Source organism: Galactobacter caseinivorans, assembly GCF_003640665.1.
Classification (GTDB): Bacteria; Actinomycetota; Actinomycetes; order Actinomycetales; family Micrococcaceae; genus Galactobacter; species Galactobacter caseinivorans.
In genome coordinates, this window is the sequence record NZ_QQXL01000001.1 from 326,459 (window position 1) to 338,951 (window position 12,493).

Annotated in this window: 8 protein-coding genes; 7 read left to right on the plus strand and 1 reads right to left on the minus strand. The window is 62.9% G+C overall.

Annotation, left to right across the window (positions count from 1 at the left end; genetic code table 11):
- Positions 1 to 824: 824 nt before the first annotated feature.
- The 3 genes from DWQ67_RS01575 to DWQ67_RS01585 all read left to right on the plus strand — a co-directional run bounded on the left by DWQ67_RS01575 (position 825) and on the right by DWQ67_RS01585 (position 3,700).
- Positions 825 to 1,271 carry a YdeI/OmpD-associated family protein gene (locus DWQ67_RS01575; RefSeq protein ID WP_121483825.1) on the plus strand — a complete coding sequence of 149 codons (447 nt, stop codon included), beginning with the start codon at positions 825 to 827 and terminating at the stop codon, positions 1,269 to 1,271.
- Between the two features lie 260 nt (positions 1,272 to 1,531).
- Complete coding sequence (locus DWQ67_RS01580; protein ID WP_199712583.1) at positions 1,532 to 2,974, plus strand: amino acid permease; 1,443 nt, start codon at positions 1,532 to 1,534, stop codon at positions 2,972 to 2,974.
- 12 nt (positions 2,975 to 2,986) lie between these two features.
- Complete coding sequence (locus DWQ67_RS01585) at positions 2,987 to 3,700, plus strand: M50 family metallopeptidase (protein WP_121483827.1); 714 nt, start codon at positions 2,987 to 2,989, stop codon at positions 3,698 to 3,700.
- Positions 3,701 to 3,849: 149 nt separating this feature from the next.
- Here DWQ67_RS01585 and DWQ67_RS01590 read toward each other — a convergent pair whose 3' ends face one another.
- Positions 3,850 to 5,358 carry a peptide MFS transporter gene (locus DWQ67_RS01590; protein WP_121483828.1) on the minus strand — a complete coding sequence of 503 codons (1,509 nt, stop codon included), beginning with the start codon at positions 5,356 to 5,358 and terminating at the stop codon, positions 3,850 to 3,852.
- A gap of 379 nt (positions 5,359 to 5,737) precedes the next feature.
- Here DWQ67_RS01590 and DWQ67_RS01595 point away from each other — a divergent pair, with 379 nt between their 5' ends.
- The 4 genes from DWQ67_RS01595 (at position 5,738) to DWQ67_RS01610 (ending at position 12,154) form a co-directional block, all read left to right on the plus strand.
- Complete coding sequence (locus tag DWQ67_RS01595; RefSeq protein ID WP_121483829.1) at positions 5,738 to 7,552, plus strand: ABC transporter family substrate-binding protein; 1,815 nt, start codon at positions 5,738 to 5,740, stop codon at positions 7,550 to 7,552.
- Between the two features lie 106 nt (positions 7,553 to 7,658).
- Positions 7,659 to 9,179 (plus strand): ABC transporter permease, encoded by a 1,521-nt coding sequence (locus tag DWQ67_RS01600; RefSeq protein ID WP_121483830.1) that lies wholly within the window; start codon positions 7,659 to 7,661, stop codon positions 9,177 to 9,179.
- A 48-nt stretch (positions 9,180 to 9,227) separates the two neighbouring features.
- Positions 9,228 to 10,454: an ABC transporter permease gene (locus tag DWQ67_RS01605; protein WP_121483831.1), complete on the plus strand. Its 1,227-nt coding sequence runs from the start codon at positions 9,228 to 9,230 to the stop codon at positions 10,452 to 10,454.
- Entirely contained in the window at positions 10,451 to 12,154 is a 1,704-nt protein-coding gene (locus DWQ67_RS01610; protein WP_121483832.1) for an ABC transporter ATP-binding protein, read from the plus strand. Before DWQ67_RS01605 ends, DWQ67_RS01610 begins: the two co-directional genes overlap by 4 nt.
- Positions 12,155 to 12,493: the final 339 nt, after the last annotated feature.

Sequence of the window (12,493 nt, forward strand, 5' to 3'; positions counted from 1 at the left end):
AACCTCGCTGCTGGGCTATAGGTGGTCAGTGCTGAGTGATTGATTAGCTGTTTTCCGTTGATTCATCAACGGAGCAGCAACGAAAAATTCATCCGCGCGGCCGCTGCGGCAGCATTGGTGCCTGGCCTGGTAGCTTCTGGGGCACTTGTTGCCCAAGTTGACACCAAGTCTGGAAAACGTACTTGCGCTGCAGCATATAACGCGACGCTGACTGCTATGCTCAGCAGTTCTGGAGTCGGTGATTTTGCTAGAAGGCACACGCGCCGGATTGGAACCAGTACGACTAATTCTCGGCATAGCTGCCTCGGGCCGAACCATTCCAACTCCATGGCGACTCACAGTGTTTGGTCCGCTTCGTCCGAGCGCGCCATTCAATCTACGACTACAAATTGTGCTTCTAAGCCGCTGTAGAGTGGCCGCGATCCACGTGAGACATCTGGACTGGGTTTATTCCCGGAGAAATAGGTAAGGGACCATCGAATGGGTGCGTTTCGGCCATGTTGTGTAGTATGCAACGATTCTGCCTCCGAATCTGCGGCCGGGCTGACCAAGAGTAGGAAGACGCACCAGCGTTCCTCGTGGTGGAACTTTACGGAGAATAATTTGTATTTCTCTTCTGAGTGAGTTGGCAGGTGCATGAATACTATCGCCTGCTTGCTCGGACCCATTTCTGGGCGATTAATCTCTTGGTCGGCGCCGACGGTGCGGCCTGAAAAAAGCGTTCGGAGCCTGGGTCATGGCCAGGGCATGGTCGTAGTGGTTTCGTGTGCAACGGAACACGTTCCCACAACGTGTGCTAAATCATCGCCCTCTAGGCTGACCCCATGAGCGAACTCCGACTGAACATCACCCTTGAGACCCGTGGCCCCGCCACCGCCATTTTGCTCGGCGACGAGCAGGTCGCGGAGCTGAGTACGGCCAAGGCGTTTCCCGTCATCGTGAGCATTGGCGATGCCACCGCGCGGCTGCGGTTGGCGCGCATGGGTGGGGAGAACATGATTGGCCTGAGCAAGGCCAACCGCTCGCTGTTGGGCGTGGAGACCGGCGATACCGTGGACGTGGTGATCACCCCCGACCTTGCCGAGCGCACCGCGGAGCTTCCCGCGGAGCTCGTGGCCGCGCTGGCAGCGGACGGCGTGGCCCGGCGTGCCTTCGAGTCCCTTTCCCTGAGTCGGCGCAAGGAGATGGCGCGGTCCGTATCCGAGGCCAAGCAGGAAGCCACCCGTGAACGCCGGCTCGCGAAGGTAGTGCAGGAGCTGCTGGCGCTTTGACGCGGGTGAACCCAGCGGGTCCAGCAGGTGAACGAACGGATCGGCAACATGACCATTCCAGTCACAGAGCAAATTTCTTGGGCAGCCGAGGGCCCAAAGACCTAATCTGGAGGGTCACCACCGCCTGAGAAAGGGACAGCATGTCCTCGCCGGATTCGGCACACTCGCCCCAGCACCCCGCCAGCGGCTCGCAGCCGCCCAACGGCGGAAGTGAAGGGGCACCTCAACTCAAGCGTGGTTTGCACTCCCGCCACCTGCAGATGATCGCCATTGGCGGCGCCATCGGTACGGGGTTGTTCCTGGGATCCGGCGGCACCATCGCCACGGCCGGACCGGGCGGCGCACTGCTGGCCTACGCAATCATCGGCATCATGGTGCTCTTCGTGATGCAGTCGCTGGGAGAGATGTCCACGCACCTACCGGTGGCGGGCTCCTTCCAGACCTACGCCTCCCGCTACGTCAGCCCGTCCTTTGGCTTCGCCACGGGCTGGAACTACTGGTTCAACTGGGCCATCACCCTGGCCACGGAGCTGGTCGCCGGCGGCGTCATCATGTCCTATTGGTTCCCGGATGTACCCGGCTGGGTGTGGGCGGCCATCTTCCTGGCGGTCCTCACCGGCCTGAACTGGCTTTCCGCGCGCGCCTTTGGTGAGGGCGAGTTCTGGTTCGCGCTCATCAAGGTGGCCGCAGTGGTGGTGTTCCTCATCCTGGGTGTCCTCATGATCGTGGGCATCCTGGGGGACAGCAGCCCAGGCTTCAGCAACTGGACCACGGGAGAGGCTCCTTTTGTGGGCGGCTGGCTCTCCGTGGTGGCCGTCTTCATGATCGCCGGCTTCTCTTTTCAGGGCACCGAGCTGGTCGGCGTGGCCGCGGGGGAGTCCAGCAACCCCAAGAAGGACATGCCCCGGGCCATCCGCAGCATCTTCTGGCGCATCATGCTCTTCTACATCCTGGCGATCGCCATTATCGGCTTCCTGCTCCCATATACGGATCCCAGCCTGCTGGCCTCCGACGTGAAGAACGTCGCCGCCTCACCCTTCACCCTGGTCTTTGACCGCGCCGGGATCCTGCTCGCGGCCGGCGTGATGAACGCGGTCATCCTCACGGCCGTGCTCTCCGCCGGCAACTCCGGCCTCTATGCCTCAACGCGCATGTTGTATTCCATGGCCAAGGTGGGGCTGGCCCCCAAGCTCTTCGCCCGCCTCAACGCGCGCGGCGTGCCCGTGATGTCCCTGCTGGCCACGGCCGCCATTGGGCTTTTCGCGTTCATCAGCTCCATCTTTGGGGAGAGCGCCGCCTACTTCTGGCTTATCAATGTCTCCGGCCTCTCGGGCTTTATCGTTTGGGTCGGCATCTCCTGGAGCCACTTCAGATTCCGGCGCGCGTACGTCCGCCAAGGCAACAGCCTCAAGGATCTGCCCTACGTGGCGCCGTTCTTCCCGGTGGGCCCCATCCTCGCCTTGGTCGTCATGTTGGTGGTCATCGCGGGCCAGAACTACCAGGCGGTCCTGGATGGCAAGGTCCTTGAGATGGTCTCCTCCTACATCGGCCTGCCGATCTTCCTGCTGGTGTGGCTGATCCGGCGTCTGGTGAAGGGCCGCGCGGAGGGCCTGGTGCCGCTGGAGCAGGTGGACGTCTCCGGGCTGGAGGTCAGCAGCGACGGCGAGGAATCCGGGGTTCAGCCCGGCCACAGCGGTGCCTGACACCATGGAGGCATGAATTTTTCTGCCTGGTTCTCTGATGCCCTCGCGAGGACCCGCCCCGATGCTGCCCCGGAGTGGGGTAGCTGGGCCTGGATTGCCGCGGGAATCGCCGCGGTCCTGATCGCGGTCCCGTTGCTGTGGCTCATGACCCGGCCGGTCGTGACGATTGTCCACGAGCTGGGACATGCCATCATCGGCATCCTTCTGGGTCGGCGCTTCAGCGGCTTTGTGGTCAACTCCAACATGTCTGGACACGCCGTGACGCGGGGCAAGTCGCGTGGAGCGGGTCTGGTGCTGAGCACCTGGGCGGGCTACCCCGCACCTGCTGTGGTGGGCGCCGTCTTGATCCAGGCGTCGCTCTCCGGCTGGTCCCCGGTGGTGCTGGGGATCGGCGCGGGCCTCCTCACCGTTTCTCTGCTCTTCTGCCGCAGCTGGCACACGGTCTGGGTGGTGCTGGTCGCCGCCGCCATCAGCGCCTCTGCCTGGTGGTGGGCTCCGGCTGAACTGCAACAGGGCTTGGTGCTGGGGCTAGGCCTGGTGCTGTTGATCGGGGCCTGGCGCCACCTGGGCGCTGTCATCCGCGGCGGCGGACGCGGGGATGACCCCGGCGCCCTGGCGACCGCCACGCGCGTCCCGGCTGGCCTGTGGATCGCCAGCTTCGTTCTGGTGCTTGGCGCGTGCACCGCCTGGGCGGCCCGGGCCATCTTCGGGGCAGTGTCTCCCTGACGCGCTCGGATCGACGCCCCAGCGGCGGTGCAACGGCGGCGCAACGGCTGCGCGCGGCAAAGAACCGCAATGCCCGACGCCGCCAGCTCAGGTGAGCGGGCGGCGTCGGGCATTGCGGTTGTTCAGTTCTGAGCCCCAGAGGGCGCCGGTCAGAGCACCGGATCCATGAGCTTCAGGATGGGCTTGCGCACCAGGAAGAGCACCAGGCCGACTGCGACAGCGGAGCCGCCGATCAGCAGGAAGAAGGTGTTTTCCGTGAGCGTGGGGCCGGCGGAATCCGCGCTGGGGTAGAGCTGGCCAAGGTAACCGGCGGCCGCAGAGCCAAGCGAGATGGTCAGGAAGTACAGCGCCACCATCTGCGACTGGAACTTGCCAGGGGCCAGCTTGGTGGCCAGCGACTGGCCGATGGGGGAGATGGAGAGCTCTGCCAGCGTGAAGATCAGCAGGACCACAATCATCATGATCAGCGGCACCGTGCCGTTGGCCATGCCGGTGAACGGGAGGAAAGCGAGGAAGGCTGCGCCCATCAGGACGGTACCGATGGCGTACTTCACGGGCGTGGAGGGCTGGCGGTCGCCGAGCTTGGACCACATGGCGGCGAACACGCCGGCCAGGATGATCACGAAGAGCGGCTGGAAGTTGTTCACCAGGTTGAACGGCATGTCCCAACCGAAGATGTTCAAGTCCAGGCGGTTCTCCGCGTAGAGGGGCACCACCGTGAATTGCTGCTGGAACAGGCTCCAGAACACGGCGCCGGCAATAAAGAGGGGGACAAAGGCCTTGACGTGACGGCGCTCTTCCGTGGTGATCTCACGCGAGGTCATCATGATCGTGAAGAGGAGCAGTGTGGCCGCAACAACAGAAATGGTCATCCAGCCGGAGAGGTTGGCCGCTGTGAGGATCTTGGTGGCAAACAGCACCACAATGATGGCCACGGCGATGGCGGCGCCGCCAAAGTACTTGACGGCCTGGCCGCGCTTGAGGGGGTTGGGCACGCGGGAAGTGACCTCGTTGCGAGTGTGCTTGCGCAGGCTCAAGTACTGGGCCAGGCCAATGGCCATGCCGATGGCTGCCAGGGCAAAGCCCCAATGGATGCCGGCAGACTGAGACAGCAGGACGGTGACCGTCTGGCCAAGGAAGGCGCCGATGTTCACGCCCATGTAGTAAATGGAGAAGCCAGCATCACGGCGACGGTCCTCCAGCGCGTACATGCTGCCCAGCACCGTGGAGGTGGTGGCCTTCAGCGTGCCGGAGCCAAGGCCAACCAGCACCAGGCCGCCGATCAGCCCGGTGAGACCGGGCATGAAGGTGAGCCAGATATGGCCGGCCATGATGATGGAAGCGCCAACCACCAGGGTGCGTTCGGGGCCAAAGAGGCGGTCTGCTCCCCACGAACCAAGCACAGCGGCCAGGTAGACCCAGCCTCCGTAGGCGCCAACGATGGAGCTGGCTTCGCCCTTGGTCATCCCGAGGCCGCCCTCGCCTGTGGCAAGGATGATGTAGGCAATCAGCAAGGACTGCATGCCGTAGAAGCTGAAGCGCTCCCACATCTCTACGCCAGCAAGGTTGGCCAACCCCATGGGGTGGCCAAAGAAACCGCGCCCACCGGTGGCCGGGGCCGCTCCGGAGGAGTTCTTGGGTTGTGTGGGTTGGCTCATGCTGAGAGACCTCAATTGGCGATGCGGGCCCCGCTGGCTGTGCGGGGTGGCAGCGGGGGCTGCCCAAGGGAGCCTATCAAGAACTATGCGCCAGATCACGCGGGAAGCCCGTGTGTGTTTACGGGAAATGTCGATTGGTTTAAGTTTGCCACGGCGTGAAATATCCCTGAAACCCCGCGGGTACACCGATTGGTATTGAGTCATGACAGGAGGTCACTGTTTGATAACAACCGGTTTGAAGCGACTGTTTGATATTCCGCAGGGTGGGTTCTAGCCCTAGGCTCGCAGTGTTGTGATGTGGCCCACTTTCGGGTCGCACTACTCATCGAACGGCACGGCTGACGTCGTGTACCGCACCTTCGAACCCTTAGGAGGGGACATGCGACTCAAGCGTGTTTCCGCAGCCGTCGCCATGGGCGCCGCCGCTGCACTTGCCCTGGCCGCTTGCGCCCCCGGTGGCCCTGCCACGTCGTCCTCATCCGGAAGCGGTTCTGCCGGCGGCTCCGGCGCGCCTGCCGCCGCGCAGGTTGATGGCACCGGCAAGTTTGAGCTGGGTGATGTCAAGTCTCAGGACAAGGAGATCAAGCTCTCCGTGGGTAGCACCGAGTTTGGCGGCTACAACGGCATGACGCCGGAGACGTATGACACGTACACCAGCGCTGTGAGGGGCATGTACATGTCCGGCTTCTTCTACTACGGCACCGACGGCAAGGTGATTCCGAATACTCAGCTGGGTACCGCCGAATTGGTCAGTGAGTCGCCCATGAAGGTGAAGTACACCATCAACGAGAAGGCTGTGTGGTCTGATGGCACGCCCATCACCGTGGCGGACGCCGTGATGGCGTGGGGCACCCAGAACGCCAAGTTGATGGGCTCGGACGGGAAGACCCCGGTCTTCAACAACGTCTCCAGTGATCTGGTGGAGCTGGCGCCTAAGGGCCCCGAGGGTGACCTGAAGGGCAAGACCTTTGAGGTCACCTACAAGGACCCCAACCTGGACTGGAAGCTGCAGACCTTCCTTGACTTCCCGGCCCACGTGGTCGCGAAGCAGGCGGACATGTCCGTTGAAGACCTCGCAGCAGCGCTGCGCGCCCAGGACAAGGGCAAGCTGGCCAAGGCCGGCACGTTCTGGAACAAGGGCTGGAACAAGGGCCCCGGTAAGCTGCCTTCCAAGGAGCTGAACGTCTCCAGCGGCCCCTTCATCCTGGACTCGTGGGAGAAGGGCCAGTCCGTCACGGTCAAGGCCAATGACAAGTGGTGGGGCACCAAGCCGGGCGTCAACAAGCTCACCTTCCGCTTCGTGGATCCGGGAGCCATGGTGCAGGCGCTGCAGAACGGCGACCTGGACGTCATGTCCCCGCAGCCGACTCTTGACACGCTCAAGCAGCTGGAGAACTTGGGCACCGCCGTGAACATTCACCGCGGAAACACCATGACTTGGGAACACGTGGACTTCAACTTCCGCGGCACCTCGGTGTTTAAGGACGATGCGGACCTGCGCAAGGCCTTCGCCATGTGCATCCCGCGCGAGCAGATCGTGAAGCAGCTCATCCAGCCGCTGAACCCCCAGGCTAAGGTCCTGAACTCCCGCGTCTCCTTCCCCGGTGACGAGGACTACGACGCCATCACCGGCGCTGCGTATGACAAGAAGTACGACAGCGTTGATCTTGAGGGCGCCAAGAAGATCCTGGCGGACAAGGGCAAGGACAAGCTCAAGGTTCGCATCGGCTACAACTCGCCGAACCCCCGCCGCGCCAACGAGGTGCAGCTCATCAAGGCCTCCTGTGACCAGGCCGGCTTTGACGTACAGGACATCTCCTCAGCGGACTTCAGCGCCGAGGGCGGCCCCCAGACCAAGGGCGATTACGACGCGTTCCTGTTCGCCTGGGCCAGCTCGGGTCAGCTGACCTCGGATCGCAACATCTACACCACCGGTTCTGCCCAGAACTTCGGTAAGTACTCCAACAAGACTGTTGATGAGGAACTCACCAAGATCTCGCAGACCATGGATCTGAACGCCCGTGTGGAGTCCCTCAAGGTTGTCGAGAAGCAGCTCTGGGATGACATGTTCGGCATTCCGATCTTCCAGCACCCGGGCCTGGATGCCTCGAGTTCTGACATCAAGAACGTGAAGTTCAACGCATCGCAGGACGGCATCAGCTGGAATGCGGAGCAGTGGGCCACCGCCAAGTAAGGCTCCAACGGTGATTCGTCACCACTGACGGGGGCCCGCGATCCTCTCCGGATCCCGGGCCCCCTTTCTTCTCATCACTCGCGCGCGTTAGAAGGTTTGATTCCCCGTGCTGCAATTTATCTTGCGACGCCTTGGCGTCTCCGTCCTGGTCCTACTGTTGGCCTCGGTCATGGTTTACTTCCTGACCACCATCTCTGGAGACCCCCTGGCGGGCCTTCGTGAGCAGGCCAATGATCCTAAGATCGCCACGCAGATGAACGCCAGGATCCAGAACCTGGATCTGAACACACCGTGGTTCATCCGATACCTGAAGTGGCTGGGAGGCGCGGCAGCCTGCGTGTACGGCCAGTGCAACTTGGGCGTAGACATCACCGGCAACCAGGTGTTGGATTCGCTCGGAGCGGCGGCATCGTCCACGCTGCGGTTGGTCCTCATCTCGGTCATCGCCGCCGCCATCATCGGCATCTTCGTTGGTGTGGTCACCGCGATCCGCCAGTACTCGGATATGGACTACCTGGTCACCTTCGTGGCCTTTGTGCTGTTCTCCTTGCCCTCCTTCTGGGCCGCTGTGCTGCTCAAGGAGTACGCGGGAATCAACTACAACAACTGGATAGCCAACCCGCAATTCACGGTGCCGCAAATTGTCGTCTCGGCTCTGGTCATTGGAGTGTTGGCCCAGCTGTGCATGGGCGGAGGCCTCAAGCGTCGCCTGCTGACCTTCGTCATTGCTGCCGCTGCCGTCGGAATCGCCCTGCCGTACTTCACCTGGTTGCGCTTCTGGCAGTTCCCGCAGATGGGCCCCGCCGTCGTCGCGATTGTCTGCCTTGCCGTTGCGGTATTCGCCACGCACGTCACCGTAGGCATCAAGACCAAGCAAGTGTTGTACCCGTCTTTGGCCATGGCCGCACTGGTGCTCGTGGTGTATTACGCGGGTTGGGGCATGCTCAGCGAGCCCAACTGGTGGATTCTTGCCGCGGGCCTGGTGCTTGCCTTTGCCGTCCCGTGGATTGTTGGACACTTTGTTGGCGGGCGGTACAAGACCCAGGCCATCGGAGCAGGTATCGCGGTCACCGTGGTTGGCGGGTTCCTCACTATCGTGGACCACCTCTTTGTGACGTGGCCAAGCTTCGTGGCCATGAAGCCGCGCCCCATCTCCACCATCGGCTCCAACACGCCTAACTTCAACGGCACGTTCTGGCAGACCTTCCTTGACAACGGAACGCAGCTCTTGTTGCCGACAGTGCTCCTGACCGTCATCTCGGTGGCCTCCTACTCGCGCTACACCCGAGCCGCCATGATCGATGTGCAGTCACAGGACTACATCCGTACCGCCAGGTCCAAGGGACTCCCGGAGCGCACTGTGGTGCTGCGTCACGCCTTCCGCAATGCGATGATCCCGATCGTCACGATCGTGGCCATGGACTTTGCCGCCCTTATTGGCGGCGCCGTGATCACCGAGCAGGTCTTTGGTTGGAAGGGCATGGGCGCCCTCTTCCAGACTGGGCTGAAGAACGTGGACCCCAACCCCATCATGGCGTTTGTGCTGGTGACAGGCGGTATCGCGGTGCTCTTCAACCTTCTCGCGGACGTTATCTACGCCCTTGTTGACCCCAGGATCCGAGTATGAGCGCGCACAGCCCAGAACTCATTGGATCCCGAGGGGAGGAAGCAACCCATGACTGACAAGAATTCATCGCAGAACCTGGCGTCGATTGCCGAAGTAGAGGATGCCAAACTCGCCGGCTCGGATGCCGCGCCGCTGAGCCAGGGAAAGCTGGTCTTCAAGCGCTTCATGCGCCACAAGCCGGCCATGATCTCCTCAGTGATCCTGATCGTCGTGATCCTGGTAGCAATCACGTCCATCGGCATTGGCGGCATCCCCGGCTGGTGGCCCATCGATTACAAGAAGACCAGCATTTCTGTCGACGGCGGCGCGCCCTCAGCGGAGCACTGGTTTGGCCAGGATGACCTGGGCCGTGACTACTTTGGCCTGGTGATGAGTGGTACCCAAGCCTCGCTGATCATTGCCTTCCTCGTGGGCATCACCGGAACTGTGCTTGGCACCCTGCTCGGTGCCTTGGCAGGCTACTTCCGCGGGTGGGTGGACGCGGTCATCATGCGCATCGCGGACATCTTCTTTGTGGTCCCGCTGCTGCTGATCGCGGCCATCATCGCCAAGGGTGCCTCCGGCTTCATCAATAGCCCGTGGTTCCTTGGCATCATGCTTGGCGTGGTGTCCTGGGCCGGTTTGGCCCGTCTGGTGCGCGCTCAGGTCCTCTCCCTGCGCGAACGCGAGTACGTGGATGCGGCACGGGCCATGGGCGCAAGCAGCTGGCGCATCATCCTGAAGCACCTGATCCCCAACGCCATCGGCACCGTGCTGGTCAACGCGACCCTAGCGATCGCTGCCGCGGTGCTGCTGGAGACCGCGCTCTCCTTCCTTGGTTTTGGCGTCCGCCCGCCCAACTCTTCCTTGGGCCTTCTGATCTCTGACTACCAGAACTCCTTCACCACCCGTCCGTGGTTGTTCTGGTGGCCGGGCCTCATGATCCTGATCGTCGCCCTGTCCGTGAACTTCATCGGTGATGGCCTCCGGGATGCCTTTGACCCCCGCCAGGGTGGGCGCATCAAGCGTCGCAACCTGATCGCGGCGGGCCTCATGGGCCCCAGCGCTGTGGACGTTCCGTCCGCGGCGGACCGCGCCGCTGCTGGCGCGGCTGACCCCGTGGAGCGCACCGGCAGCGCGAGCCTGCTGGAGGCGGTGGAGGTTCAGGACGCTGTTGAGGAAAGCAAGCAACAGCCCGACGGCGACTCCTCACCTCCAGGGGGCCGTCACGCCTCCGGAGCGGATCCAGACACGGACCCCGAGTCCGGACCAGACAACGAAGGACAGCGCTCATGAGCACCTTGGAGAAGTCAAACGTCACCAAGGGTGACGTGGTCCTGGAGTTCCAGGATCTGCGTGTTGACTTTGTCAGCGATGACGGAGCAAAGCAGGCCGTCAAGGGCCTGAACCTCACGGTGCGGGCCGGCGAAGTGGTGGCCCTGGTGGGCGAGTCTGGTTCCGGTAAGTCGGTGACCTCGCTCTCCGCGATGGGGTTGCTGCCCCCCAATGCCATGACCCGCGGCAAGGTCAATGTGACCGGCCACCAGGTGGTGGGGATGCGCGAGGACAAGCTGCGCGCACTGCGTGCCACGGAAATCGCGATGGTCTTCCAGGAGCCCATGACGGCACTGAACCCCGTGCTCACCGTGGAACGCCAGATGACTGAGTCGCTTGAATCTCACAACCTGGCCTACGGCGAAGAAGCCACGGCACGCGCCGTCGCGCTCCTGGAGCGTGTCGGTATTCCTGACGCCGCCAAGCGGATCAAGCAGTACCCACACCAGTTCTCCGGCGGGCAACGTCAGCGCATCGTCATCGCCATGGCGCTGACGTGCGGGCCCAAGGTGATCATCGCCGACGAGCCCACCACGGCCTTGGACGTCACCGTTCAGGCGGAGGTGCTGGACCTGCTGCGCGAGCTGAAGGATGATCTTGGCGTCGGCATCTTGTTGATCACTCACAACATGGGTGTGGTCGCGGATATGGCGGACCGTGTCTCGGTGATGTTCCTGGGAGAGCTGGTGGAGCAGGGCACGGTGGAGCAGATCCTGTACCGCCCGCAGCATCCGTACACCCAGCGTCTGCTGGCCTCGGTGCCGCGACTCACTGACGTCGCGCTGACGCACGAGGATCAGGTCGGAGCCCGCGCCGCTGAGGCGCAGGCCGCCGTCGGAGAGGCCGCTGACTTGGTCCTGACGGTCAAGGACGTCGCCATTGACTACAAGGTGCGCTCAGGCGTGTTCCGGGCAGCTGAGGGCGTGAGCTTTGACGTATACAAGCGGGGGACCACGGCGCTGGTGGGGGAGTCCGGCTCGGGCAAATCCACCGTCGCCAAGGCCGTGCTTGGCCTGATCCCCACGGCCAGCGGACGGCTGGAGATTTCCGGCCAGAACCTGCCATCACTGAAGGGTAAAGCGGCCCGTACGGCGCGTCGTCAGATCGGTGTGGTCTTCCAGGACCCCGCCGCCTCCTTGGACCCGCGCTTCCCGATTGGCGACTGCGTCATGGAGCCCATGGTGGTTCACAAGGTGGGCTCCAAAGCGGATCGCATCAAGCGCGCCAAGGAACTGCTGGACGCCGTGAAGCTGCCGAGCGACGTGATCAACCGCTACCCGCACGAGCTCTCTGGCGGACAGAAGCAGCGTGTTGGCATCGCCCGCGCGCTGTCCCTTGACCCCACGCTGCTGGTGGCGGATGAGCCCACGTCGGCGCTGGACGTTTCGGTGCAGGCAGTTGTTCTGGAGATGCTCAAGGAGCTTCAGGCGGAGTTCGGATTTGCCTGCCTGTTCGTGAGCCACGACTTGGCTGTGGTGGATCACCTGGCGGATCAGGTGGTGGTGATGCGTCGCGGCCAGGTCGTGGAGCAAGGCGCCACTGAGCGGATTCTTCACTTCCCGCAGGAGGAGTACACCAAGGAGCTGCTGGCAGCGGCGCCGGTGCCGGACCCGGATGCCCAGCGCATCCGTCGAGAGGCCAGGCACCAGCTTCGGCTTTAACACAGTGAATCGGCGCTGGGCATAGCACTCCAAGCCGAGCCAGGCATCGCTATACATGGGCCGCCGACCAGGGATCTTCCTGGTCGGCGGCCCATGTTGCCGTTTGGTAACGACCAACTGTGAAACACCCGCTTGATATTCACGAATGTGACGGGGCACCCTAGAGTGGGTTCATCGTGACGTGTGACACGTCGTGATGTTTCGTGACAGGGGTGTTTATCGCCCCGGTCGCACGTCCTCTTGAATGTGCAGGTGGCGGCCCCCAGATCGCAGGGGGTTGCAGCCTGTTCTTCCCGACATGTCGGCGAGTGACGCAGCACACGAAGTCCGTGTCAAAAG